General features: G+C 53.1%; 25 protein-coding genes and 1 tRNA gene. 11 read left to right on the plus strand and 15 right to left on the minus strand.

Annotation, left to right across the window (positions count from 1 at the left end):
• Positions 1-27 precede the first annotated feature (27 nt).
• Together B5G03_RS15700 and B5G03_RS15705 are read right to left on the minus strand one after the other, a co-directional pair.
• Complete coding sequence (locus tag B5G03_RS15700) at positions 28-531, minus strand: MarR family winged helix-turn-helix transcriptional regulator (protein ID WP_087182611.1); 504 nt, start codon at positions 529-531, stop codon at positions 28-30.
• Between the two features lie 162 nt (positions 532-693).
• Positions 694-1,659, minus strand: coding sequence for a LacI family DNA-binding transcriptional regulator (locus B5G03_RS15705; protein ID WP_242962497.1), 966 nt, complete (start codon positions 1,657-1,659; stop codon positions 694-696).
• Here B5G03_RS15705 and B5G03_RS17650 point away from each other — a divergent pair.
• The 4 genes from B5G03_RS17650 (at position 1,631) to B5G03_RS15720 (ending at position 3,505) form a co-directional block, all read left to right on the plus strand.
• Positions 1,631-1,849 carry a hypothetical protein gene (locus tag B5G03_RS17650; protein ID WP_206423641.1) on the plus strand — a complete coding sequence of 73 codons (219 nt, stop codon included), beginning with the start codon at positions 1,631-1,633 and terminating at the stop codon, positions 1,847-1,849. The two genes, B5G03_RS15705 and B5G03_RS17650, sit on opposite strands and share 29 nt — an antisense overlap.
• Positions 1,846-2,241: a sugar phosphate isomerase/epimerase family protein gene (locus B5G03_RS17655; RefSeq protein ID WP_242962501.1), complete on the plus strand. Its 396-nt coding sequence runs from the start codon at positions 1,846-1,848 to the stop codon at positions 2,239-2,241. The genes B5G03_RS17650 and B5G03_RS17655 overlap by 4 nt, the downstream gene beginning before the upstream one ends.
• A 328-nt stretch (positions 2,242-2,569) precedes the next feature.
• Entirely contained in the window at positions 2,570-2,869 is a 300-nt protein-coding gene (locus tag B5G03_RS15715; protein ID WP_058963920.1) for a helix-turn-helix domain-containing protein, read from the plus strand.
• 327 nt (positions 2,870-3,196) lie between these two features.
• Positions 3,197-3,505 (plus strand): MobC family plasmid mobilization relaxosome protein, encoded by a 309-nt coding sequence (locus B5G03_RS15720; protein ID WP_087182614.1) that lies wholly within the window; start codon positions 3,197-3,199, stop codon positions 3,503-3,505.
• 236 nt (positions 3,506-3,741) lie between these two features.
• Here B5G03_RS15720 and B5G03_RS15725 read toward each other — a convergent pair whose 3' ends face one another.
• The 7 genes from B5G03_RS15725 to B5G03_RS15755 form a co-directional block, all read right to left on the minus strand.
• The gene (locus tag B5G03_RS15725) at positions 3,742-4,080 is read right to left on the minus strand and encodes a hypothetical protein (RefSeq protein ID WP_087182615.1); all 339 of its coding nucleotides are present in this window, start codon (positions 4,078-4,080) and stop codon (positions 3,742-3,744) included.
• Complete coding sequence (locus B5G03_RS15730; protein ID WP_087182616.1) at positions 4,080-4,487, minus strand: hypothetical protein; 408 nt, start codon at positions 4,485-4,487, stop codon at positions 4,080-4,082. The genes B5G03_RS15725 and B5G03_RS15730 overlap by 1 nt, the downstream gene beginning before the upstream one ends.
• Entirely contained in the window at positions 4,484-6,283 is a 1,800-nt protein-coding gene (locus B5G03_RS15735) for a dynamin family protein (protein WP_087182617.1), read from the minus strand. The genes B5G03_RS15730 and B5G03_RS15735 overlap by 4 nt, the downstream gene beginning before the upstream one ends.
• A complete protein-coding gene (locus B5G03_RS15740) occupies positions 6,280-8,103 on the minus strand; it encodes a dynamin family protein (RefSeq protein WP_162613435.1) in 1,824 nt (607 codons plus the stop codon). The genes B5G03_RS15735 and B5G03_RS15740 overlap by 4 nt, the downstream gene beginning before the upstream one ends.
• Positions 8,104-8,111: 8 nt before the next feature.
• Positions 8,112-8,780 (minus strand): hypothetical protein, encoded by a 669-nt coding sequence (locus B5G03_RS15745; protein WP_087182619.1) that lies wholly within the window; start codon positions 8,778-8,780, stop codon positions 8,112-8,114.
• 22 nt (positions 8,781-8,802) lie between these two features.
• The gene (locus B5G03_RS15750; protein ID WP_162613436.1) at positions 8,803-11,262 is read right to left on the minus strand and encodes a dynamin family protein; all 2,460 of its coding nucleotides are present in this window, start codon (positions 11,260-11,262) and stop codon (positions 8,803-8,805) included.
• A 297-nt stretch (positions 11,263-11,559) separates the two neighbouring features.
• Positions 11,560-12,147 (minus strand): helix-turn-helix domain-containing protein, encoded by a 588-nt coding sequence (locus B5G03_RS15755; protein ID WP_087182621.1) that lies wholly within the window; start codon positions 12,145-12,147, stop codon positions 11,560-11,562.
• 168 nt (positions 12,148-12,315) lie between these two features.
• Between B5G03_RS15755 and B5G03_RS15760 the strand changes: the two genes are divergently transcribed.
• Positions 12,316-12,573, plus strand: coding sequence for a helix-turn-helix domain-containing protein (locus B5G03_RS15760; RefSeq protein ID WP_087182622.1), 258 nt, complete (start codon positions 12,316-12,318; stop codon positions 12,571-12,573).
• Between the two features lie 11 nt (positions 12,574-12,584).
• The gene (locus tag B5G03_RS17200) at positions 12,585-13,733 is read left to right on the plus strand and encodes a tyrosine-type recombinase/integrase (protein WP_162613437.1); all 1,149 of its coding nucleotides are present in this window, start codon (positions 12,585-12,587) and stop codon (positions 13,731-13,733) included.
• An 83-nt stretch (positions 13,734-13,816) separates the two neighbouring features.
• On the opposite strand, the gene B5G03_RS15770 is transcribed toward B5G03_RS17200, so the two are convergent.
• Positions 13,817-13,902: transfer RNA gene (locus tag B5G03_RS15770), tRNA-Tyr, on the minus strand.
• A 230-nt stretch (positions 13,903-14,132) separates the two neighbouring features.
• Between B5G03_RS15770 and B5G03_RS15775 the strand changes: the two genes are divergently transcribed.
• Entirely contained in the window at positions 14,133-15,503 is a 1,371-nt protein-coding gene (locus B5G03_RS15775; protein WP_087182624.1) for a citrate/2-methylcitrate synthase, read from the plus strand.
• A 73-nt stretch (positions 15,504-15,576) separates the two neighbouring features.
• Here the strand turns inward: B5G03_RS15775 and B5G03_RS15780 are convergent, their stop codons facing one another.
• The 4 genes from B5G03_RS15780 to B5G03_RS15795 are packed head-to-tail and all read right to left on the minus strand — an operon-like array spanning position 15,577 to position 20,167.
• Positions 15,577-17,067, minus strand: coding sequence for an L-fucose/L-arabinose isomerase family protein (locus B5G03_RS15780; protein ID WP_087182625.1), 1,491 nt, complete (start codon positions 17,065-17,067; stop codon positions 15,577-15,579).
• Positions 17,068-17,106: 39 nt separating this feature from the next.
• Positions 17,107-17,748 (minus strand): DUF4867 family protein, encoded by a 642-nt coding sequence (locus tag B5G03_RS15785; protein ID WP_087182626.1) that lies wholly within the window; start codon positions 17,746-17,748, stop codon positions 17,107-17,109.
• Between the two features lie 19 nt (positions 17,749-17,767).
• On the minus strand, positions 17,768-19,252 hold the full coding sequence (gene xylB, locus B5G03_RS15790; protein WP_087182627.1) for a xylulokinase: 1,485 nt from the start codon (positions 19,250-19,252) through the stop codon (positions 17,768-17,770).
• A 33-nt stretch (positions 19,253-19,285) separates the two neighbouring features.
• Positions 19,286-20,167 (minus strand): ROK family protein, encoded by an 882-nt coding sequence (locus B5G03_RS15795; RefSeq protein WP_087182628.1) that lies wholly within the window; start codon positions 20,165-20,167, stop codon positions 19,286-19,288.
• Between the two features lie 168 nt (positions 20,168-20,335).
• On the opposite strand from B5G03_RS15795, the gene B5G03_RS15800 reads away from it, so the two are divergent.
• Both B5G03_RS15800 and B5G03_RS15805 read left to right on the plus strand, forming a co-directional pair.
• Positions 20,336-22,075, plus strand: a complete 1,740-nt coding sequence (locus B5G03_RS15800; RefSeq protein WP_087182629.1) for a class I mannose-6-phosphate isomerase — start codon at positions 20,336-20,338, stop codon at positions 22,073-22,075.
• A gap of 23 nt (positions 22,076-22,098) precedes the next feature.
• A complete protein-coding gene (locus B5G03_RS15805; protein WP_087182630.1) occupies positions 22,099-22,821 on the plus strand; it encodes a GntR family transcriptional regulator in 723 nt (240 codons plus the stop codon).
• A gap of 6 nt (positions 22,822-22,827) precedes the next feature.
• Here the strand turns inward: B5G03_RS15805 and B5G03_RS15810 are convergent, their stop codons facing one another.
• Positions 22,828-23,853: a LacI family DNA-binding transcriptional regulator gene (locus B5G03_RS15810; protein WP_162613438.1), complete on the minus strand. Its 1,026-nt coding sequence runs from the start codon at positions 23,851-23,853 to the stop codon at positions 22,828-22,830.
• A 328-nt stretch (positions 23,854-24,181) separates the two neighbouring features.
• Here B5G03_RS15810 and B5G03_RS15815 point away from each other — a divergent pair, with 328 nt between their 5' ends.
• A complete protein-coding gene (locus tag B5G03_RS15815) occupies positions 24,182-25,156 on the plus strand; it encodes an ABC transporter permease (protein ID WP_087182632.1) in 975 nt (324 codons plus the stop codon).
• A 17-nt stretch (positions 25,157-25,173) separates the two neighbouring features.
• Positions 25,174-26,139, plus strand: coding sequence for a carbohydrate ABC transporter permease (locus B5G03_RS15820; protein WP_087182633.1), 966 nt, complete (start codon positions 25,174-25,176; stop codon positions 26,137-26,139).
• Positions 26,140-26,176 lie beyond the last annotated feature (37 nt).

Below are 26,176 nucleotides of genomic sequence, written 5' to 3' on the forward strand. Positions count from 1 at the left end.
TTTTATTGGCAATATAGATCCGGCAATTTACTGCTCCGCCCGCAGATAGCCGGTGTAAAGATCCAGCACCTTATAGAATGCGTTGATCTCGTCCATCGTGCAGCTTTTCAAAAGCTCCTGCGTGGTCGCCAGGATATCCGTCACGTCGCACACCATGTGCGCGTCGTTCACCCGCAGGCCCAGCTCCGTGGGATACACCAGCACGTTCTTTCCGTTGCTGTCGCTTTTCCGGCGTTCGCTCAGGCCCTTTTTTTCCAGCTTGGTGAGCACCTGGCAGACCGCCCCCTTGGAGCGCTCCCACCGGCGGGCAAGGTTGGTGACCGTGACCCCGGGCGTGAGCACGATGGAGTTCAGCATATGCGATTCCGTCATCGTTAGATCGGGACCCACACCGTAGTTTCGGTTTTGGGCAATGTAGTTGCTGTACAGCGCAACGAACCGGTATAAAATATCCGCTTTCTCGCTCAGCTTCAAAAAGGTCTCATTGATATTTTCTGAATACAGGGGCATCTCTGACGGCAGCTTTTCCATAGAAATCCTCGATATCTCGTCGTTTGTTAAGTGGATAAACTATTATACCACAGATTCCCGGATTTTCAAAATCTCAGGCTTTTGGCTCGCCGCCTCGTTCAGACAAAAAGCCCGGCAGGACCAAGAACGCCGGTCTCTTTTTTTGCGCCGGACGCCGTTTTTTCAGCAGGAATCCCGCACCCGAATCTTTCCGGAGAGAAACACATGCTCCCGATAGCCGTCCGTCCGGATCTTTTTCAACAATAAGTCGATGCACCGGTTGATCAATTGGTCCTTCTCCACACTGATCGTGGTCAGCCGGGGACTGCACCGCCGGCTGTAGGCGCTGTCGTCAAAGGTGACCACCGCCACGTCCTCTGGTACCCGAACCCCTGCCGCCGCCAACGCGTTCACCAGGCGGTAAGCGGTCTTGTCGCATACACAAAGGTAGGCGATGGGCAGGCGGTCGGGCAGCGCCAAGGGAATATCCCGGCCGTTTTCCGCCCGGTCGTTCATCACCCATTCCGGATGCAGCAGCACCCCGTTCTCCAGCAGTGCCTTCTGGTAGCCCAGGAACCGGTCCTGCATGCCGCTGGTCATCCGGGTGTTGCCGCAAAAGCCAATCTCGGTATGGCCCCGGGCAATCAAAAAGTCGGTGAGGGTGTAGGCATTGAAATAATCGTTGGGCGTGACCCAGTCGATGTCCAGCTTGTTGGTGTAGTAGTCGAACAGCAGGAAGGGCAGACCCAGCGCCTGCAGGTCCTCGATCCGCTCACAGGCAAGCCCGCCCAGAACAATGAGGCCGTCCGCCGAGAACAGCTCGCCATCCGAAAGCGTTAGCCCCCGGGCCTCCTCTTCTTCTGAAACCCGGCGCAGCTCACAGGTGTGACCCAATGCGCCCAGCGCCTCCTGCAGCATCCGTACCAGCTGTTGGTAGTAGGACCCGTTTTTGCCGAAATACCGGGCCGCGCTCAGCACAAGGATATGGTAAAAGGGAGCCTTACTGTAGTGCAGCTCCTTCGCCTTGCGCAGAATCGTATCCCGCAGCTCCTTGGAAATATCGGTTTTGCCGTTCAGCGCCTTGGAAACCGCGGATTTGGAGACCCCCAGTTCCCCGGCGATGGATTCCATCGTCACCTTTCTTTCCATGGTCCCCTCCTCCCGGCTCAGCGCACACGAGCTGGGTTCCCCCATCCTGCGCACCTACATCGGCTTCAATCCCCGGGAAGTGGAGGATGTGCAGAAGGAAGTGGACTACGCGCTGGCCCAGCTGGACCAGGAAAGCCGCGCGCCGAGGAATACAACATTAAAATTGCCATCGAAAATCACTGTGATCTGAAGACCGAAGAGCTGCTGGACCTGGTCCAGCGGGCGAACAGCCCCTACGTCGGTGTCTGCGTGGATCTGGGCAACTTCATGATCCATCTGGAGAACCCCACCGAGTCGGTGAAGCTGCTGGCTCCCTACATCTACTCCACCCACTTCAAGGACTATGCGTCGGAGATGATGAACTGGGGCTTCAAGACCTTCGGCGTTCCTCTGGGCAAAGGCTCCATCGACCCGAAAGCCATTGTGGATATTCTGATCAACGAGTCCAAGCTGGATCGAATCATGCTGGAGCTGCCGGTGGAAAAGGAAGCCACCGAAGCCGCCACCCTGAAAAAAGAGGACGACTGCGTGGCAGAGAGAGTGGCCTATGCGCGGAACATTTTGCTGAAAGACTACAACTAACTCCTTTTTATCTACTCCTCCGGGAACACCGCTTCCCGAAAGATACCCGCCCCGGCATCTGCCGGAGCGGGTATCTTTTCTCTGTGGCACGAAAAAGCAAAAAGCCTTGCAGAATTACTTCTGCAAGGCTTTTTGTTGGTGGGAGCGGGTGGATTCGAACGGCCGGAGACCTCCCGTTTCTTCTTTCCCCCGCTTCCTGCCCTGGTTTTTTCCTTAAATTCTGCGGATTCTGTTTTCCATAATACCATTGATTTCGCCCCGTTTCAATGCAGTGTGGTCCAAAAAACGGGGTCCGAAATCATTACACAAAACCGAAAGGAGCTTACCCATGCCTGTTTTCCGCGTCCCGAAACGGAACAACTACACCGTTATGAGCAATGTCCATCTGCGTGATCCAAATCTTTCACTGAAAGCCAAAGGACTGCTCTCCTATATGCTCTCCAATCCAGATGACTGGGACTACAGCATTCGCGGTCTTGCCAGCCAAAACCGGGACGGTCTGGACAGCGTCCGCACCGGGCTGAAGGAACTGGAAGCTCACCATTACTTAAAGCGCGAAAAGGTGCGCGATGCACAAGGCCATATCATCGACTACGATTATCAGATCTTTGAACAGCCCTTTTCCTGATTCGCTCCCTGGCCCGAAATCGGCTTTTCCATGATCGGATTTTCCAAATACGGAGATTCCGATGCAACCAAGTATAGAAGAGAGTAAATATAGAAAGAACCAAATATGGAACCTACTATCTGAAAAGAGGGAAGCGCCTTCTTTTCATTTTAAAATCCCAGGCTCGAAAGCTCGGCGCTTCTTCTCGCAGCCCATTGCGCTGCCTTCTTCGGCGCACCGCTTTATTCAGCCGGTAAACTTCCAGCAAGCACGGCATTTGTCCACACAAACGCCACTTGTCAGGGGAAAGCCCCTGATACCCCATTCCATCTGAAAGGATTCTGCACCATGCGAAATAGACCCATCCGCTTTGAAACATTTCTCTCGAAAGAAGAGGCGCAGCACCTGGAGCACCTGCAAACCGTGAGCGGCCTATCCAAGAGTGCCATTGTACGCCAGTTGATTTCCGGCTGTTCCATCAAGCCGCGCCCCGCGGAAAGCTACCGGGAACTTTCCAGAGAACTGTCCGCCATTGGAAATAATCTGAACCAGATCACCCGCCTGGCCAACGCAACCGGCCGGCTGGATGATCCTCAAATCCAGCAGGTTTCCGCGATCATGCAGCAGGTTTGGGCTGTTGTACAGGAAAAGGTATGATTTCTCGTAACATTCCTGTCGCTAAATTTTAAATTCAAAATTTCGGCCGCAAAAAGCGTTCGCCGACATAGGGATATTTCTTTTTAAGCATAGGCATTTCTGATTTATGTCTTTGATCTTCCAAATTCCCATCGCCGGATTTTTGGGTTCAATTGCACTATTGGTCGGATCATACCAATTCTTGCAAAAAGCACATTTCTTTATCGCCTTAACATTTATTATTAAAGACGGCATCTTTACACCTTATACCTTCTTTTTTTCAAACTATTTTTCTCGTAGACAATATCTTTCTTTTTTTGCTCTACAATTTTAAGATAATTGTCAATGGCCTTCACCGCATCTGGTGAAAGTTGTGCGGAAACCCGAGTGTATTCCCGTTTAAAACGAATAACCTCACTGTCAATTTTAGCCATTGAACAAATTAAGGTCGATACCTTATCTCGTCTTGAATCAGCTTCTGCAAGAATCAACTCATGAAACGCCTGCTGCATTTTTTCTACAGTTTCCACATACACCTTATCTTTAGATGCTGCTATCATAATGGAAACCAAATCACTAAGACTATTCGCAGCCATTACAACCGTCCCATCTCACTTACGATACTGCTAATAATTCGCGAAAAATCTTCACCAGACAAATTTGCGTTATTGTTATACTGATAGAAATCACGCATCATATCTCTTACCATTTGCATTTTCTGTACAACCCCATCAGTATCCGCATTTTTCTTAGTGGCATACGCTTCTGCTTCAGCCAGAAGATTCTTCCGAGACTCTTCCATTTGTTTTAAAACCGCAGCGGACTGTACTTTCATCTTTTCAATTTCAACAATACCTGATGCAAGCTCCAAAATCTGTCCAAAGTTATCAGCAATCGCATCGCTCATACGAGAGTTCTGTGCAGGAGGAATCACAACAGCATTGCCTTGATCTGCAACAGAAAGAGTTCTCCTGCTTTGTACCATTTCAAAATCACGACTCATAGTCCAGCTTCCTCCAATTCTTTGTGTGTTTGCTTTTTTTGTTCAAGCCAAGCAGAAATATCCTCCGTCACTTCATCATCTTCCAATTCATAAGACGAAGCAATTTCTTCAATAATTTCTCTTAACGTTTTGATATTTTGTTCCCTTAAATTTTCAAGATCCACAGTAACTGTTTGGACAGTCTTATCATACCATTCTCCAAGGCCTTTTTTCACTTGCTTCTTAAGTTTAGACTTCCATGTCGAATAATCGATAATGACCTGCGCGAGTTCAATCACCACTGCAACCACATTTCCAATAGCCTTTGTTGAGGTTGCTCCAATTTTTTTCAAGGTGTGCGCCAGCGCATTATAAGTTTCACGCGAGAATCGCTTCCCGACTAAGTCTCCCGCCTTTTTGAGCAAATGCTTTGCTGCATTGGCTACACCAGCCCCAGCTCCACCAGCTCCACCGAAAGCTGCAAAGTATTGCTTCAAACCGTTCTCCATAAATTTGCCGACAATTTTCCTGCCGCTTGCGCGAGCCGCAAGCTCTGCGTTGGATGCAAAACGAAGCTCAATTTCGTGATAGTAGTCTGCAATTGCTTCATTCAAGTAGTCATCAACTCGTTCGTTCATTGCATCCAATTCCAGCATCAATCTACGTTCATATTCCTTCGTTTCACGATTGATTGCCATCGGAAGTGAATGATTATTTACAAAAGCTATTGTTTCATCCATTCGCCCAGTTGCCTCATTGTCGATAGCAACGGCTATATTCTCGTAAATCTCCTCCTGCGCTCTGGAAAATAATTTTGGCACATCTGATATCAAGCGATCAAATGTTGGGATTATCTCCGCACGAATAATATGGTCACCCTTATTCCGCAAATCTTCAGCATAAGCACGCAAATCCTTTTTTTCCTGTTGCGTCATCAGGTGGGCAATTTCACGCTTGTCTACAAGGTTATCTGCCTGCACCAGTAAATCATCCAAATAAGCATTAAGGGTATTCACCAAAGTATTCTGCCGTTCCGGAGATCTCAATAATTTATTGATATAGTCCCACAATTCTTTTGCCGAAGGAAGAGTTTCCCCTGAGGCATTTACTTCAGCCGCAACAGTGAATACGGGAATATTCCGGTGAAAAAGGTCAGCTGAATAACGTTGAATTTCCTTCAGTCGTTTGTCTTTCTCGGTAATCATTGCAGGGCACCGATTGACCACAACAACGACATCTGTATCTTGGTGAACTAACTCTTGAATATACCGCATAAACAGAAAATCGTTCTCTTGAATGCCAATTTTATACCCAATAACATAGATAATGACATCGCTATTGGGTATAAACTCTTTAAGAACTTCTTCGTGTTTATCGACAATGGAACCATATCCAGGAGTATCAAATAATCTTAATCCTGCCAGCCCTTCCACTTCCGGAACTGCAATCTGAAGGCGTGCAAGCATATCATCAGGATTAGTCGACAGCGACATAAAGGTGTTTTGATCGAGGCGTTCCATTGTAGCGTCTCGATTGACAGCGTAATACTCCGGAGAACTTATGTCAGCATCGAACAGCACTTCCACGACCGCTCCTGTAGTTGGGGCGGCACTTGTCTTCAAAAGCTTCTTCTGAAGAAGTCCATTGATAAGCGTAGTCTTCCCACTGCTTGTTTCCCCCAGCATAGTAACATAACTTTCTGGTGACAAAATCCGGCTGCGCATAAACTTTGAAAGAGTGGTAAGCTCATCATCATTTACAACATTAAGTAATTTCTGAATAATATCGTGTTTTTTCTTTAAGTCAGTAAACGTCACCGCAGAGCCTCCTTTTTACTTTCAAGGTAAGTATAGTGCTCATTTAGTTCGGAAACATCATATTTACACTTATACTCGTCATCTGCCGTCTGTTCCTTAGAACACATCACGCTTTCATAATAAGTACGACGATCATCCATATATGTATGAAGAACATCTATCATCTCATCGAACACAGAGTTTGTATTTGACGAAATAGTTGTGTAGATTTTATCTTCATATTCTTTTACGAGGGGTTCAATCGCTCGTTTCGCTTGTGACCCACGTTTTGCTGTTATTGCATGTTTTGTTTTGTGAGCAATTAAGCCAACAACCATAGAAACACCAACACCGGCCAGAAAACCAGCAGCCATACCTGCCGGGCCAGCCAAAGACCCTAGCATTGTAAAGCTTGCAATTGTTCCCTCAACGGCGGAAAAAGCCCCTATTCCACCCAAAACACCGGCAATATCCATTCCTACAGCCAACCCTTTTTCAAACTTAAATGCTTGACCGTTTTCAAACTTTTGAGCCTCAAAAGAAGACGCTCGCTCAACTTGAATTTTCTCAGAAAGGACCTCAAGTTTTTTCCCAAGCTCATACGTAAGCTGACTCATAAAATCATAATGCTGCTCAATGGCATCCAGCAGATACTTTTCCTGATAATCGGAAAACGCCTCTGTCAGCTGTTCTCCATCAACAACGCCACTATCAATCAGCTTTCGAATGTCCGCACGAAGGTTTTCTGCAGCCATCCTCGCTAGCTCACCTGCAAAAATATCTGCTCTGTCTTTTTCAGAATGAACGCATTCAGTCAAATCATCAACAAGAATCTGGATTTCTTTTGTAGCCGCTTCAAACTCTTCGCGAATTTTTATTCGCTCCACTTTAAGCTGCTCTTCGCTCATTTTGCTTTCATTGATAAACTGCATAACAACCGCCTGTGCAGTATCAATATATGCAGCAACCTTGTTTTTGAAATTTTCTTTTTCTGTTTGTATGCGATTTTCACCTAGATTTTCTAATTCAGAAATAAGTTCCGGCAAATTAGATTCTTCGCACTCAGTCACATTATTATGGATTCTGCCAAGAATCGCCTTATACGCATTCACCACACAAATTTTCCCGCTAAAAGTTGTGTGTGCATTTTTGGCGATGTTTCTTAAAACTTTAGAATTAAATTCTACCGAATCATTCACTTCTTCGTCGGTTTCTCCATCCCAACGATTTTGAACAAAAATTGCAGAAGAAAAACTGCTCCATGCACCACGGATAAAAATTTCTTCGCTACGCCTAATTGTGGGAACTGTAGGAATAACAAAAATCGCAGTACACAGCTGCCGAATATACCTCATGGTAGTCTCGTGATTGTTTTGTGTCAGAGAACCAACACCAGGAAGATCCACAATCACAAGTCCATTTTTCAATAGTTCGTTGGAAGTTTCAAGAGCAATGTGAGAGACACATTTTTCATTCCCGTCATTCTCATTGTTATCAACAAATTCTCTCAGCGAGTCACACGAAAGTTCAATTTCAGAGGATTCACCAGATTGAAAATATACCACCGCTTTTTCCCGGGTACCATAACGAATTTCAACAGGAACACAGGTTGTCTCATCCGCATCGTTAGGTAGAATATTTGCTCCTAAGATAGCATTTATGAGAGTGCTTTTCCCCATGCCTTGCGATCCCAAAACAGGGACAATCAATTCCGGCTTTTTGATTCCTTGGGCAAGCTTAGCAATAACTTCTGATGCCGGAATAGCATTTGAAACATCAAATGACAAATATGTATCAAGTAAGCTAAGCAGTTTTGAGTCACCTGTAATTATGTCTACCATAATGCACCTTATCCTCTCGTGAACCATCTCTTATAGAATGGAAGCTTAAGATATTGCACATCTTTTTCTAGTTCATCCTGTTTTTGGATAATAGCATTTTGCTGTTCTGTAATAAGCTTCATCGAAGATGAAACCGCTTCCAAACCAACCACAATTTCGCCAACCCTTCCAGAAAGCTCTTTTACAGCAGCATCGCTTTTCACGGAGAGTGATTTTATTAACTCCATATTAGCGGTTTCTTGAGAAAGAACCTTTCCATTCATTTCCTGCAAAAGCGATGCAGACGCTTTGAGTTGTTCTAATATCGAATTACATTTATCCGATGCGCTCGATGCATCTTTAGACAAATCCTGTAAAAGTTGCGTAATTTCGCTCAAAGCAGAAAGGATATGGTCACTCTTTGTGTGAAGTCCGGCTGCTTGTCCATTGCTATCTGAATTCAATTTTTCTAAAGCTGCTAAAACAGGCTCAATCTTCCCAAGCACTTCTTCTTGATTTGCTTTTGCTTGTTTATTCGCTCTATTCGTATATTCAGCAAAATCCGAGCAAAACTTTTCAATGCACTCAATTACCTCATCAAAACGCGCATCTGTCTCATCAAAAAGTTGTTCAGATATTTCCTCCATTACTTCCGCAGTTTCATCAGCAACCTGCAAAACAACATCTTTCGATTGCATAACAATCTCCTTCCCTCTGCAATTAACTACGCAAAATATTGTTTATACGTTTTTTTTCGATTTCTGATACTAACTTAGGGAATCTCGCTGTTAAAGAATCATAAAACTCCGTTTCCTCTTTAAGCTTCACATCAGTAGTCTGAGCATAGATAATCGCCATATTGTATACCGGGTTCTTATGGCTTATTAAGGTCATTCCCTTTTCACCATTGGCAGTAGTATTCTGTTCCATACGAACAGACCTCAAACATTCTGAAATCGCATTTCCGTTTGATAAAACCTCAAAATCTTGAATGGTTAAAAACAACGCATCATTTGGGCGCAAATTTTCTTGAACACTTCGGCGCAAAATCGTTTCGAATTCTGTATGGAATTGAAGTCCATTGATTAACAAAAACACATTCGCTCCCGATCTTTGCTCAAGCATACTTTTTATTTGATCTGCAGTAGGAGAACAAGCAACCGACAATTCATTTGATAGGCAGTAACTTTGCTCCCTTCTAAAATCAGTTTTCTTGATTTGATAAACCCGGAACAAAAAATCAGACAGATTATCTGGGCTGTTCGATATAACAATCACCGGATAGTCTCTTCTCTGCTTTATTTCCATTGCATAGTTGAATACTGATCCTTGGACAGCGTGCAGATATTTTTCCGCTGCATGATATAGCTGTGCAAACTTATAAGGAGCTTTAATTAACTTGGTGCCAATCGAAACATTCGTATCATCATTGACTCGTTCATAAACGTTTTTCTCTTGTTTTTGGGATTTTCCTGCATAACGTTTAAAACATTTTTCAAGCTCTTTTCGCAGTTGTTTCCAATCATTTGCATCCAACACCTGCTGTTCTTTTTCCTTTATAGCAGAAACGCGCAAGTCAATTTCCTGTTGTATCGACAGTACCGTTGATTTTGCGTTAGTTGACCACGCATCCAAAGTCTTTGCGTATTCACGTTGGAGTCTTTTTATATAGCGTTTTACAGATTCTTTCGTTGCTTCATCGTCTCTAATAGTTTCGGTATAGTACTCTGTTTCCTCCCCTTTATATAGTCCAAAAGTTATTCCACGAAGAATCGAGCGCAGTATTCCGCTTTTTTTGACTGTTCGTCTTCTTTGTACAACTTTTGTTTTAACAGAAACCTCCGGCATACGGGGCAATCCATTATAACTCCAAAGGTCTCTAGCAGGAAGATTCAATTTCTCTATCGCCATCGAACATTTTTCTGAAAAAGCTTGAACACTTTCTATAGTCTTTGATTCAAACTTTTTTACGACGTTCTTGATTTCGGCAATATCCTCTTCATCAAGTGTATCCTTCCGTAAAAAAGCACTCACAAGACCAGAAATTTTTCGTCCTGCTGCCTCACTATCATCCGAAAAGTACTTTGCGTATATCTTTTCCAACTCCATAATGACATTATAAATATCATTGTAAGTATCTTCCAACGCACAAGTGATGTTATCCGAAATAGCCGTAAGAGCGGTATCTGCAGTGAGTGATGTCGATACATTCTCAGTCCGTTTGTCTTCTTGTCGAATCAAGTCTTCAAGGTGTTCTAGAATTGTACGCACTCGCTGTTTTTCTATCTCCGGTCGTTTGCTTTTAATCAAATCTTTTACACCGGCAACAAAGTCGTCGTAACGAGCCGCTTTATATGCTCTTTCTTCTTGTTCTGTGGGATTGGGATTACAGCGATATCGCATCGCATTTACAGCAGAGATTTGAGATACTTTAACATCGCTCTTATTTTTTATTGCGGATTGCTCAACGGCAAGCAAAACTCGATTCATTCGCTCTTTTGCAACGGTAGCTGCACTCTTTTTCCCATCAACGCTGGGGCGAACAGCATCAAGCATATTTTGGACAATCATCACCGGGCAATCATACTTTGCAATCGTGTCCAGCGTTTGCTTCATTTTTTTGTCCACTTCTGATTTTACCGTCGTAACAAAAACGACAATATCAACAGTAGGGAGAAGGGTTTCAAGTGTTAGCTTTTCATGCGCTTCATATCCAGTTGCATCTAACCCTGGGCTATCGACCAATAACACATCCTCTCCAAGAGCAAAGTTCGGTGTAGATAATTCAAGTTGAGCAACCTGCTTTTGATTACGCTTGTTATAGTTTTCATCGGAGTATTGTACGATTGTCTCTTTCAATCTGACAGTATCTCCTACCCTTTTTTTCTCTCCGTTCAAAAAGTAAACCACAGCAGAACGTTCTTTGGCATAAGAACAACTCACAAGCTGACTCGACGATGGACGTACCGCAACAGAAAGCAAATCATCTCCTAAAAGGGCATTGATCAACGTAGATTTTCCACTGCTTGTTACACCAATTACTCCAACCCTAATACGGTCAGAGGCCCACAGATTCTGCCATCGTTCAAACCAATTCAACTCAGATGCATAACGAAGTTTTCGCTGCTCAGTAGATGCCAGTATCCTTTTGACTTCGTTTGCTAAATCAATTTCTTTCACCGTTATCAACCTCACAGACGGCTTACTTGATCGTTTTCATTACTTTAATTAATTTTTCAGCGCACTTACTACAGGCTGTCAAATATCTTTTTGGGGGGTCAAAACTGCCCTCCCCTTAAGTTTTCATCTCTATTATAGAATCCAAGAAGGACAACAGTTCGTCCATGTAAAAAAGTCAAGCAAACAATAACACTTCTAGAAGTTTTCGCATCAAAGGAGCGCACTGACATTTTTTAGCCAAGACTCCCGAACAACCTGAAATTTTTTAGGCACACAAAACTCGTCGCTGCTCCTATCTCACTGTGCCGGTCTGCCATTTCTCCACAATCGACCTGTTGTTCCTCTCCACTTCTTCACCGGCTCCACGCGGCCGCAGTCATCGCAGGAATAGGGCCACTGGAGCTTCCATTCAAAATACTCGTCCCGCGTAATGATCTTATCCCGCAATTCCTGCTGACGGATCGCCCACTCCCTGAGCGCATCATTCACAATGATATGATTGAACCACAGCATGGTGGGTTCCCGCGGCATCCAATCATCATTATCTGTGTATTCGATCTCATATCCCATCACAGAATTATATTTCTTGTCATTCCGCTTGGCCGTTGCCAGCGTTAAGATCGACGGCGACTCCACATCTGCCCAGAAAAGCATTTCAATCATCACCGTCGAACTGCCTTCATTCTCTGAATCCAGGGCATACACGCAAACATCCAGTACCTCTGCCATCCGGAGAATCAAATCCCGCTTGGGAACCCGATAACCCGTCTCATATTGCGCAATTCGCGTCTGAGGATCGCCTTTTAGCCCCAGGGCAATACCCAATTCTTTTTGTGTCATTCCGCGAAAAGAGCGAATCCTGCGTATTTTTTCTCCAATGTTCACGTCTTATCCCCCTTCTCTCGTTGTCTCTCTTCTATTCTATTGCATATTGCCCCATTCCGCAACAGAAAATTAACATTTAAGTGAATCTCTCCCTATTGACATTATCTTTTTCGTTAATTATACTCTACATTGTAATTAACTTTTTTGATAATGAAAGGAGATTCAATCATGCGTACGCAGAAAACTTTTGCCGAATTGCGGTGCCGGATGATCCGGGAGAACATCAACCAGAAGGAGCTGGCTGAAATTGCCGGTATTGCGGATGCCACCATGACAGATCGAATGGCTGGGCGCAGCTTCTTCCGTGTGAATGAAATCAATCGAATGGCCGCTCGCCTGAGCATTCAGGAATCGGACTACTACCGGTACTTCTTTGCCCAGGAGAACTATCCCAGCCGCACTCCTGGCCGTGCCTGTTCCAAATGAGGAGTACTGCAATGCAAACGAAAAAAGTAGAGGCCCGGTGGGAACCGGGCCGAAAGCGCTGGCGGGTAAACGCACAGCGGAATGGGGAACGAAAAACCTTCTACAGCACCGTTCCCGGCTTGCGAGGGAAAAAGGAAGCCGAACGGAAAGCTGACAGCTGGAAACGAAGCGCCGGCCTTTCCTATGAAAATTGTGATCCCCTTGTATCGGAATTGTGGGACAGTTTCCTCTTGTATCTGCAGGAAGAAAAACGTGTTGGCACCAGTACACTGGAGCAAACCCGAAAGTTCGGCAGGAACTATATCCTGCCTGTCTGCGGGAACCTGAAAATTTCCCGTCTGAACGAAGGACATCTGCAGCGGGTCCTGAATCTCTCCGCACAAAAAGGATGTTTACAGCCACATCCCACACGCCCGCCCAAGGGTCCACTCAGTCTGAAAACGCTCCGAGGCCTTCGCAACACCGAGCAACAATTCGTCAAGTGGTGCCGCATCAACGACTTTACCGATCTGGTTCTGGAAGGTCTGGAGGTACGCACCTGCGCTGAGAAGCAGGAAAAGGAAATTCTTCAACCGGAAGAGCTTCAAACCCTTTTTCGTGTGGATACACGACTTGTGCGTGGTGAGCGTGTTTTTGATGATCAGATTTATGCCTATCGGTTTGCAGTGGTCACCGGGCTGCGCCCCGGCGAACTGATGGGCCTTCATATCGGCGATATCGACGGCGATAAGCTTCATATTCAGCGGGCCATCAATCGCTACGGAGAAAAGACAAAGGGCAAAAATCAGAATGCGCGCCGCACCTTTGGTCTCAATACATTCGCCCGAATCCTCATCGATCAGCAGCTGTCCCTGCTCCATTCCCTGGGCATGCCCACAACGCCTGACAGCCCTCTATTTCCCGCTTTGAATCAACAGAGCCGCTATCATCAATGGAAGTCCTACGCACGTTCAAACGGCATTACAGCCATCAGCTGCTACGAAATGCGCCACACCTTTATTTCCCTGGCGCAAAACCTTCGTGAGGGTGATCTGCGCCGATTGTGCGGTCAATCCGCCAGCATGGACACACGCGGCGTATACGCGCACAAACTCACCGATGACGACTCCCGTATTGCAAATGAAGTTGATCAGATTCTGGGGCGCTATCTGACGCCATGAAGGATTCCACCGGAAGTGTGGTCCAAAACGTGGTCCAGAAAGCAAAAAGCCTTGCAGAATCGAGATTCTGCAAGGCTTTTTGTTGGTGGGAGCGGGTGGATTCGAACCACCGAAGCAAAAATGCAACAGATTTACAGTCTGCCCCCATTGGCCGCTCGGGAACACTCCCACATATCAGTTATTCAGTTGCGCCTCATCGCTGAGTGCTTGATTATTATACCAAGCGTTTCGGGAAAAATCAACCCCTTTTTGAAAAAAATTTTTTCTTTTTTCGCGGCCTATTTCGGGGGCTTTTTTCTTTGGTCTATTCAGCACGCTGCTTTTATGCTATATTAAATAAATAGGGTTTTGCCCCGCCCCGGCGGCGGCCCCCATCCCACGCAAAGGAGGCATACTGCCATGGCCGAAATTTCCGAATACTCCCGCGTCACTCCCGCCATCGAGCGGCTGGCACAGGTCTGCCTGGCCAACAGCCAGATCAACCGGGACGACTACATCCGCTACAACGTCAAGCGCGGTCTGCGCGATCTGGACGGCACCGGCGTGCTGGCCGGGCTTACCGAGATCAGCGAGATCATCAGCAGCAAGACGGTGAACGGCGAACAGCATCCCTGCCCGGGTGAGCTGTATTACCGGGGCTACTCCATCCAGCAGCTGACCGACGGCTTTCTGCGCGACGGCCGCTTCGGCTTCGAGGAGACGGCTTACCTGCTCATGTTCGGCCAGCTGCCGGACGCGGCCCAGCTGGAGCAGTTCAACCGCCAGCTTGCCTTTTACCGCAGCCTGCCCACCAACTTTGTGCGGGATGTGATTCTGAAAGCCCCCAGCGCGGACATGATGAACACCCTGGCCCGGTGTGTGCTCACCATGGCCAGCTACGACGAGCGGCCGGACGACATCAGCCTGCCCAACGTGATCCGCCAGTGCATCGACATGATCGCCATTTTCCCGCTGATCGCGGTCTACGGCTATCAGGCCTACAATTACTATTTAAACGGGAAGAGCCTTTACATCCACACCCCCCGGCCCGAGCTTTCCACCGCGGAGAACATCCTCAGCCTGCTCCGGCCGGACGGCCAGTACACCCCGCTGGAAGCCCGCATCCTGGACCTGTGCCTGGTGCTGCACGCCGAGCACGGCGGCGGCAACAACTCCACCTTCACCACCCACGTGGTCACCAGCTCCGGCACCGACACCTACAGCTGTATGGCGGCGGCGCTGGCCAGCCTGAAGGGTCCCCGCCACGGCGGCGCGAACATCAAGGTGGTGCGCATGTTCGAGGACATGGAGGCCAACCTCACCGACTGGGAGGACGAGGACGCCATCAAGGATTATCTGGCGGGCCTTCTGGCGGGCGAGCGGTTTGACAAGAGCGGCCTGATCTACGGCATGGGCCACGCGGTCTACTCGGTCAGCGACCCCCGCGCCCAGATCCTGCGCAGCTTCGTGGAGCGGCTGAGCGACGAAAAGGGCCTGCACAAGGAATACGCCCTGTATGCGGCGGTGGAGCGGCTGGCCCCGCAGGTCATCGCGGAAAAGCGCCGCATCTACAAGGGCGTTTCCGCCAACGTGGACTTCTACAGCGGTTTTGTGTACCGGATGCTGGGCCTGCCCACCGAGCTGTTCACCCCACTGTTCGCCATGGGCCGTGTGGCGGGCTGGAGCGCCCACCGCATGGAGGAGCTGATCAACATGGGCAAGATCATCCGCCCGGCCTACATGGCGGTGCAGCCCCGCCGGCAATACGTTCCTCTGGAAAATCGCACCTGAGCATCTCTTTCAAACAATCCGCAAAAGACCCGGTTCCGCTCGGAACCGGGGCTTTCTGTATGTGCCGTTAAAATCAGGCGAAGGGATTCTCGGTGGGATAGGGCAGCGCCTTGGGCTGGTTGTAGGCGATATCCTGAATGCCCAGGTACTTGAACACCTCGAACAGGGCCTTGCCGCAGTGGGCGAAGGCCACGGCCCCGTGGTGGGGGTAGCGCTTCTGGATCAGCACATGGCGGTAGAAGCGGCCCATCTCGGGAATGGCGAACACGCCGATGCCGCCGAAGCTGCGGGTAGCCACCGGCAGCACCTCGCCCTGGGCGATGTAGGCCCGCAGCACGCCCTCGCTGTCGCACTGGAGGCGGTAGAAGGTGATGTTGGAAGGAGCGATGTCGCCCTCCAGGGTGCCGCGGGTGAAGTCCGGCTCGCTGCCTTCCGGCTCCAGCAGGCGGTGCTGGATCAGCTGGTACTTCACCGCACGGTCAGCGCACATCTTGCAGGAGGGCGTGTTGCCGCAGTGGAAGCCCATGAAGGTATCGGTGAGGCTGTAATCGAACTTGCCGGCGATGTCTTCCCGATAAATGTAGCCGGGCACACTGTTGTTGATGTCCAGCAGGGTGACCGCGTCGCCGCTGACGCACAGGCCGATGTACTCGCTCAGCGCACCGTAGATATCCACCTCGCAGGCCACCGGAATGCCCCGGGCAGCCAGACGGGAGTTCACGTAGCAGGGCTCGAAGCCGAACTCCTCGGGGAAGGCGGGCCAGCACTTGTCCGCAAAGGCCACATACTGGCGGCTGCCCTTGTGCTCCTCGGCCCAGTCCAGCAGAGTCAGCTCAAACTGTGCCATCCGGGCCAACAGGTCGGGGTAGTATTTGCCCTCGCCCATCTCGGCGGCCATGTCGGCGCAGACCTCAGGAATGCGGGGGTCATTGGCATGCTTGCGGTAGGCCACCAGCAGGTCCAGCTCGGAGTTCTCCTCCACTTCCACGCCCAGCTCATACAGGCCCTTGATGGGGGCGTTGCAGGCGAAGAAGTCCTGGGGACGGGGACCAAAGGTGATGATCTTCAACCCGCGCACGCCCAGAATGGCCCGGGCCACGGGTACGAACTCGGCCATCTTGTCCGCCAGCTCCTCGGCGGTGCCCACCGGATACTCGGGGATGTAAGCCTTCAGGTGGCGCATGCCCAGATTGTAGGAGCAGTTGAGCATACCGCAGTAGGCGTCGCCGCGGCCGTTGATCATGTCGCCGTCGCCCTCAGCGGCCGCCACGAACATGCAGGGGCCGTGGAAGTATTTGGCCAGCAGGGTCTCGGGGGTCTCGGGGCCGAAGTTGCCCAGGAACACGGTGAGGGCGTTGCATCCGGCGGCCCGCAGATCGGCCACCGCCTTCTTCATGTCGTTCTCGTTCTCCACGGTAACCGGGCACTCGTAGAGATCCAGGCCCTTGGCCTTGCAGGCGGCGGCGATGTTCTGGCGCCGCTGGGTGGACAGCGCCACCGGGAAGCAGTCGCGGCTCACCGCCACGATGCCCAGGCGTACCTCAGGAATGTTTGCAGACTGCATGACAGATTCCTCCTCTTTCCTTATTAATAATAGTAGTGTTTATAATGCATCGGCAATGTCGATGTTTTCTCCCACCAGGGCGGCAGCTGCCCCCTGACAAGCTTCGTCCGAATCAGGATGAGCCAGCAGCCACTTGTTGCAGGCCCACAGCCAGGCGTCGTCGCCGCCCTGCACCGGCAGCTCCGGCTTATCGGTGTTGGTACCCTTGGGCAGGGCCACCATTACCCGGAAGCCCTTGGCCGGGTCGGTGTGGCAGGGCGCGTAATGCAGGGTGGTGGCGTAAACCTCCACCAGCACGCCCGCCGGGACCCGGAAGGCCTTGACCCTGGCGGTGTCCAGCTGGCCGTTCTCGATCTCCTCCTGCTTTGCCAGCAGCAGGATAAAGTCCTCGGTGCCCAGGTTGAACTCACTGTCCCGATGGTATTCCAGGCAGTTGAGCCGGGTGTTGTGGCCGTTGCACCAGCCGAACTGCACCGGCATGCCGCCGTAGAGCGCGCAACCCAGCGCCTTGGCCTGGGGCAGCTGCTGCAAGGCCGGCTCCTCCGGCACATAGCCGGTGGCTTCGGGCAGCGGGGTGTGGGCGTTCAGCGCACCGGTGATGGCGGCGCACTCGCCCTCGTAACCGGAAATCACCCGGCCATACCGGGCAAATTCCGGCGAAGTGACCGGATAAATCTTCATCGTTGCTTCCTCCCTTTTCTCAATCCGCCAGCGCGCCGAACAGCTCTTTGCAGGCCGGGTAGATTTGGCGGAACTTCTGATAACGCTCCTCATACCGGGCGGTCAGCTCCGGGTCCGGCTGGATGGTCCGGCTCACATGGACCAGCGTGTTCGCCGCCTCGCGCACCGAGGCGAAGCGGCCGCAGCAGACCATGGCCAGCAGCGCACCGCCGTAGCCCGGGCCCTGCTCGGTGACCGGGAGGTCCAGCGGGATGCCCAGCACGTTGGCCAGGATGTTGCCCCACAGGGGGCTCTTGGCGCCGCCGCCGCACAGACCGGACCGGGGGATCACCGCACCCGCCGAGCGGGCGGCCTCGAAGGAATCCCGGATGGCGAAGGCCACGCCCTCCAGCACCGCCTGGGTGATGTCGGCCCGGGTGGTGTTCATGCTCATGCCGATCAAAGTGCCCCGGGCGTTGGTGTCGTTGATGGGGCTGCGCTCGCCCATCAGATAGGGCAAAAAGTACACCGAATTGCGGCCCAGGTTTTCCCGGGCAATGGGGGCCTGCTCGGCGGGGTAATCCACCGCGCTCACCTTCAAAATTTCATCCATCCACCACTTGTTGCAGGATGCGGCGGACAGCATACAGCCCATCAGGTGCCAGCCGCCGTCCGCATGGGCAAAGGCGTGCAGGCCGTTGGCCTCATCCACGCCGAAGCGCTCCCGGCTGATGAAGATGGTGCCGGAGGTACCCAGGCTGATGTTGCACCGCCCCTCGCCCACCGTACCGGTGCCGATGGCAGCGGCCGCGTTGTCGCCTGCACCGGCGCAGACCTTCACCCCTTCGGGCAGGCCCAGCGCCTGGGCGGCCTGGGGCTGCAGGCAGCCCACCTCCTGCCAGCTTTCGTGCAGCTCGGCCAGCCATTCCGCCTTCACGCCGCAGATGCGGCACATCTCCTCGCTCCAGCACTTGTGCTCCACGTCCAGCAGCAGCATGCCGGAGGCGTCCGAATAATCGGTGGAGAATTGGCCGGTCAGCTTCCAGACCAGATAGTCCTTGGGCAGCAGAATCTTGGCGATGCGTCCGAACAGCTCCGGCTCATGCTCGCGCATCCAGAGCAGCTTGGGAGCCGTGAACCCGGCAAAGGCGATGTTGCCGGTAAGGCGGCTCAGCTCCTTTTTGCCGATCACCGTATTCAGGTATTCCGTCTGCTCCGCCGTGCGGCCGTCGTTCCAGAGGATGGCCGGGCGCAGCACCTGGCCCTCGCCGTCCAGCGCCACCAGACCGTGCATCTGGCCGCCGATGCCCATGCCCTGCACCTGGGCCGCGTCGAAGCCCTCCAGCAGTGCGGGGATGCCGCTCAGGCAGGCCTGCCACCAGAGCGCCGGGTCCTGTTCGCTCCAGCCGGTTCTGGGCATGGAGAGAGGATATTCACGGGTAAGCTCCCGGCACACCTGGCCCGCCTCATCCACGAGCAGGAATTTGCAGGCCGAGGTGCCCAGGTCCACGCCGATATAATACATTGCAATGCGCCGCCTTTCTTGATTGATTCACTTTTACAGGGTGGAAAGGCCCGCCATGGCCAGCTCGGAGGTGTCCGCCGCCACGAAAAGGCCGGTCCCCAATTCCAGACAGAGGTCCTGCAGCGGGCCGCCGAACATGGAGAAGCTGCGGGTGATCTGACCGCCCACGCACAGGCATTCCGGCCGGAACTGGCGCAGGAAGGGCTCCAGCGCATCGCGCAGGCGGCCGCCGAATTCCAGAAAGCAGGCCGCTGCCTGCTCGTCGCCCGTCGCGACCCGGGCCGCCAGCGCCGCGCCCTCCATCGGCTCGCCCAGCCGCTGGCTGGTCAGCTCCACCAGACCCCGCTTGGAGACGATGTCGTCGATGCATTTGCCCAGAAACGGCGTGGGGTAGATCTCGCCGTTCTTCGGCACGCCGGGGATGCCGTCCGGCGCCAGCTCTTTGCCCACGCAGAAGGCGCTGCCGCAGCCGGTGCCGATGCACACCGACATGGACCGGGCGCTGCCCCGCGCATCGCCGTAATGGGTCTCGCCCAGGCCGAAGGCCGCCACGTCATTGATAAAGCGGATGTCCGAAGGGCTTTCCAGCAGGCCGGGCAGCCGGTCGAACAGCTCCTGGCGCAGGCTCACGCCGTACAGCGCGTCGTACTTGTCCAGCCCCTGCAGCAGGCAGACGCCGCTGGCATAGTCAAAGGGGCCGGGGAAGGCCAGCCGCAGCCCGCCCACCGTTTTCGGTGCGCCGGGCCCGTCCAGCAGCGCCCGGATGATGGCGGTGAAGTTTTGCAGCAGGGTCTCCCGGTCCTCGTGAGAGCGGGAGGGAAAATGCCGCAGCGGGGTCAGCAGCCGCCCGTCGCAGACCACTGCGCCCTTGATCTCGGTCCCGCCCACGTCCAGGCAGAGCAACGGAGTATTCATATGTATCGTCCCTTCCTTATGTGATGCTTCTTGCTCTCAGTATACGCATCCGCCGATTATTTGTAAATACAAATCGAACATTTTTTCTTCAAAATAGTTAAAATGTATTGACATGCTAAAAAAAAACGCCTATGCTGTAAGCACAGCAAAAGAGAGGAGGCGTTCCCAATGGAAAAAGTGCGATCCGGTAATTATGTATTGTACCCCCACGTGGAGGTCAATTGCCCCGAGGCTCGGCTGGCCGAGGGCTTTGCGCAGATCATGCCCATGCTGCGCGCCGCCGCCGAAGGCAAGCGGGTGCTCACCGTGGAGTGCTACCCCGGTGTGGACCAGCAGGAGCTGCTGGAGGGCCTGGCCGGTCTGGAGCCGGTGCTGGTGATCCACAGCGACGATCTGGCCTTCGAGCCGGAAAAACTGGACGCAGCCCTGGAGCAGGACCTGCTGCCCAACGATCCCGTGTTCGGCATCATGACGGCCCGCCGTTTGAAGGATTTCTTCTACGAGGACAAGCTGGCCGAGGCCCGCAGCCTCATTCAGGAAGCGCCCGCCGGTCTGGTGCTGGTCTACGGCGTGGGCGCCACGCTGGTGCGTCCCGGCGACGTGCAGGTGGTGGCGGACATCACCCGCTGGGAGATCCAGCTGCGGTACCGCCGGGGCATGAGCAACTGGCGCACCGCCCAGACCGATCTGCCCAAGCTGAAAAAGTATAAGCGCGGCTTCTTTGCCGAGTGGCGCTGGGCGGACCGGGAGAAGGACCACCTGCTGAATACCATGGATTTCTATCTGGACATGACCACCGAGGGCAGCCCCGCCATGGTGGACGGCGCCTCCTACCGGGAAGCGCTGCGCCAGACCACCCGCCGTCCCTTCCGGATGGTGCCCTACTTTGACCCGGGCGTCTGGGGCGGCCACTGGATGAAGGACCACTTTGCCCTGCCGGAGAACGGCAGCAACTACGCCTGGAGCTTCGACGGCGTGCCCGAGGAAAACAGCCTGCTGCTGGATTTCGGCGGTCATCTGATCCAGACCCCCGCGCTGAATCTGGTGCTGCAGCAGCCCCGCGCCTTGCTGGGCGAGCGGGTACACGCACGGTTCGGCAAAGAATTCCCCATCCGGTTTGATATGCTGGATACGGTAGGCGGGCAGAACCTGTCCCTGCAGGTGCATCCCCTCACCGAGTACATCCAGCAGAACTTCCATATGAACTACACCCAGGACGAGAGCTACTACATCTTGGACGCCGACGAGAACGCATCGGTCTGGCTGGGCGTCAAGGAGGGTGTGGACCCGGCCGCCATGGAAGCCGACCTGCGCCGCGCTCAGGCGGGCGAAGCGCCCTTCCCGGCGGAAAAGTACATCAACAACATCCCGGTGAAAAAGCACGACCATGTGCTGATCCCCGCTGGCACCACCCACTGCTCCGGCGCGGGCACCATGGTGCTGGAGATCAGCTCCACTCCCTACATCTTCACCTTCAAGATGTGGGACTGGGGCCGTCTGGATCTGGACGGCAAGCCCCGGCCCATCCATCTTGACCACGGCATGGCCAACATCCAGTGGGACCGGGACACCAAGTGGGTGACCGAAAATCTGATTCATCAGGCCCGGGTGCTGAAACAGGACGAGCACACCACCCTGGAGCGCACCGGCCTGCACGAGCGGGAGTTCATCGACACCTTCCGCATCACCACCGACCGGACCGCCGACATGCCGCGCAACGGCAGCGTGCATGTGCTGAACCTGGTGGACGGCGAGCGGGCGCTGCTGACCAGCCCGGACGGAGCCTTTGCTCCCATGGAGCTGCACTACGGCGAGACCTGCATCCTGCCCCAGGCCGCGGGTGATTACCGTATCGAAGCGCCGGACGGCGCGCCGGTCAAGGTCATTGCCGCCTGCGTGCGCGGCTGACCGCAAAAAAGGAGCGACCAAACATGGCACAAGCGCTGCATGAGCAGGCCGCGGAGTACATCCGCGGCCGCATCCAGTCCGGTGAATACCCGGTAGGGGGCCAGATCCCCACGGAAAACGAGCTTTGTACTCTGCTGGGGGTCAGCCGCCCCACCCTGCGCCAGGCGCTGGACACCCTGGCCCGGGAGGGCTGGCTGATGCGCGTCAAGGGCCGGGGCACCTTCGTGACCGAGCCCAAGGTGGCCCACGAGTCCACCCGGTTCGTCACCGGCTACCGGGCCGAGAGCACAAAAAACCACCGCACCCTGCGCACACGTGTGCTGGACCTTGCGATGGAACGGGCCCCCGAAGAGGCGGCTCGGGCATTGCAGCTGACAGCCGGGGCCAAGGTGACCCGGCTGGTTCGGCTGCGTCATCTGGAGGGCTACCGGAACAACGCACCCGTGGTCTACACCACGCTGTACGTGCCCCACAAGCTCTTCCCGGACATGGCTCAGCTGGATTTTACCGATCTTTCTTTCTATGAGGTGATGGCCAGCCGCGGGCTGGAGGTACGTCACGCCAGCCGCAAGCTGGAGGTGGTGCCGCCGCCCGCCGAGGTGGCCGCCCGGCTGGAGATCAGTCCCTTTGAGCCGGTCATTCTGATCACCTCCACCGGCCTGACCGGCGACGGACGGCGGGTGGAATATACCGAGAGCTACTACCCCGCGGGCAGCAGCAGCTTTTTGATCGAGGTGGACCGCTGACCGGGCTTATTCCCCGGCCAGCACGCCCCGGTACAGCACATCCGAGGACACATAGCTGACCTCCTGGGCCAGGCCCGGATGCTCCAGCAGGAACAAAATCTTGCTGGCCAGACGGGCGCCCAGGGTCTTGGGGCGCACCTCCACGGTGGTGATGCGCTCGGCCACGTTCAGGTACTCGGCGTTGTTGTCGAAGCCCGTCAGCGCCGGAACACGGCCCGCTTCGGTGCCGTGCTCCTCGTAGTAGCGCTGGATAAAATGAGCGATGTAGTCGCTCACGCATACAAATCCGTCCGGCTGGACCGGCAGCTGCTCCAGAAACCGGCTGAGCTCCTCGTAATGGGTGCGAAGCCCCAGGGCGCCGGTCATGGAAAGGGCCGGGTCGGGAGTCATCCCACGCTCAGCAAAGGCATCCAGAAAACCGCGGTAGCGGTCGGTGTTGGTCTGGGCGTAGTTTACGTCGCCCAAAAATCCAAGACGGGTGTATCCTCTGTCCAGCAGGCGGCTGGTGATGCGGCGGATGGGCTCGCGCCCTTCGATGAGCAACAGATCTCCGTCCAGCTGGTCAAAGGTCATGGTGGGGATGGTGTCCAGATAAACCTTGGGCAGCGGAAGATCCGCCAGCATCTGGAAGATCGGCGGCGAATACACGTTGAGCACGATGATCCCCTCCACCGAGCCGTCGGTGAGGCTGGAGGGCAGAGTATACCCCTCTTTATACCCAGTGGGCAAATAGGTATACATTAAATTAACATCTTTTCGCGACAGGTCCTTTGCGATCTGATGGATGATCTGCATCCAGAACAGCGAGGACTCCGGCCGGCACACCGCCACCGCCACCGTGCGGCCGTGGCTGGGCTCCTGCACCGCCGCCGGGGCCGCCGCAGGCTGCCAATAGCCCATTTCCCGTGCTTTTTCCTGAATCTGCTGGCGCAGCGCATCCGATACGCCGGGCCGGTTGTTCAGTGCCTTCCACACCGAAACGCGGGAAGTCGATAATGCGTCCGCAATGTCCTGCATGGTTGGTTTACACATGATGGTACACTCCCGTCTTGAACTCATTCAGTTTTGCTTTTCTAATTATACCTTATCTAAATTTAAAAGACAATACATTTGTTAACACTTATTAACTTTATTCTTTCTTCTGCTCAAAAACTTCATTTAAATTTTATTAATTATTCACAAAAATGACGCAACGCCAACAAAAAGTCTTGAAACTTGTGCAGTTTGCCGGTTGACAAGCCTCCTGGGACAGGTTAATATTAAGCTAACAAATGAAAACACGCCTGATTAACATGTTAACTAACGTTAATCGTTAACAATGTTTTTTGCGCGTGTTCGGTTAACTGAAAGGAGTGCCCACATGAAAAAGGAGAAGACCGCTGCCTCCGCCCAGGTGCGCCCCAAACGCGCGCGCTGGACCCGTGACGACACGGAACTCACCCTGCTCGGCCTGCCTGCAACCATCTGGTTCGCCGTGTTCTGCTACCTGCCGATGTTCGGTCTGATCATTTCCTTCAAGGACTTCCGACTGGCCCCCGGCAAAGGCTTTTTGGCAAGCCTGTTCCAGAGCGACTGGTGCGGGTTCCAGAACTTCAATTTCTTCCTGAGCAGCAACACCTTCGGCATGCTGCTGCGCAACACTCTGTTGTACAACCTGGTATTTATCGTCATCAACCTGGTGATTCCGGTCACCCTGGCGATCATCATCAACCAGCTGTACTCCAAGTTTGCCTCGAAGTGCTACCAGACCATGATGTTCTTCCCCTACTTCATGTCCTGGGTTGTGGTCAGCTACTTCGTATACGCTTTCCTGAATCCCGACAAGGGCCTGGCCAACAACATCATCACCGCTCTGGGCGGCGAGAAGGTCATGTGGTACTCGGCCCCCGCCTACTGGCCCTTCATCCTGGCCTTCATGTCCACCTGGAAGTCCCTGGGCTACAACATGGTGGTTTACCTGGCCAGCATCACCGGCATCGACGGCACCCTGTATGAGGCCGCCCTGCTGGACGGCGCCACCAAGTGGCAGCAGGCCAAGTACATCACCATCCCCTCCATCAAGCCCATGATCATCATCATGTTCATTCTGAACATCGGTAAGATCTTCTATTCCGACTTCGGTCTGTTCTACCAGGTCACCCAGGGCGTGCCCAACTCCCTGTACAACGTGGCCAGCACCTTCGACACCTTCATCTTCCAGAACCTGCGCACCAACGGCATGAGCATCGGCCAGATCGCGGCCGCCGGCCTGTTCCAGGCGGTATGCTGCTGCGCAACCATCCTGCTGGCCAACTTCATCGTTTCCAAGCTGGATTCTGACAGCGCCATCATCTAAGAGAAAGGAGGAGCATCATGACCGTTTCTGAAAAGCGCAAGCTCCGCAAGGAGCAAAAAGCCATCGAATTAGCGGAAGCCCGGGCAACCGCTAAGCTGGACCGGATCAAACCGGCCACCAACGCTACGTTCAACGCCCTGTTTGCCCTGCTTTCCTTCGTGTGCCTGTTCCCTGTTTTCTACGTCATCATGATCTCGGTCAGCTCGGAGGAATCCATCCGGACCCACGGCTACGCCCTGTGGCCTGAGACCTTCTCCTCCGCCGCTTACCAGTTTTTGTGGAACGAGCGAGGCACCATTTCCCACGCGCTGCTGATCTCCGTTATCGTTACCGTGGTAGGTACCGTCATCGGCGTTCTGCTGACCACCAGCATGGGCTACGTGCTCTCCCGCCCCCAGTACCGCCTGCGCGGCTTCTTCAACTGGGTGGTATTCATCCCCATGATCTTCAACGGCGGTATGGTTGCCAACTACGTGGTTGTGGCCAACATGCTGCACCTGAACGACACCATCTGGTGCTTGATCCTGCCGCTGGCGGTCTCAAGCTTCAACGTGATCATCTGTAAGACCTTCTTCCGAACCACCATTCCGGATTCCATCATCGAATCCGCCAAGATCGACGGCGCTACCCAGCTGACCATCTTCAGCCGCATCGTGGTTCCCATCTCCAAGCCGGTATTCGCCACCATCGGTCTGTTTTTGACCTTCGGCTACTGGAACGACTGGTTCCAGTCCAGCTTGTACATTTCCAAGAACAACCTGGTCAGCCTGCAGGCTCTTCTGAACAACATGATGAAGAACCTGGACTACATCGCCAACAACCCCTCTGCCGGCCTGAGCCTGCAGCAGTACCGCAACTCCATGCCTTCCGAATCCGTTCGTATGGCCATTGCGGTTATCATCGTTATCCCCATCGCCTGCGCCTATCCGTTCTTCCAGAAATACTTCATTTCCGGTCTGACCATCGGCGCCGTTAAGGGCTAAGGGACCCACTTTCATTTCGGTTTTCCAATTTCGGAAT

The sequence above is a fragment of the Gemmiger sp. An50 genome, from assembly GCF_002161595.1.
GTDB lineage: Bacteria > Bacillota > Clostridia > Oscillospirales > Ruminococcaceae > Allofournierella.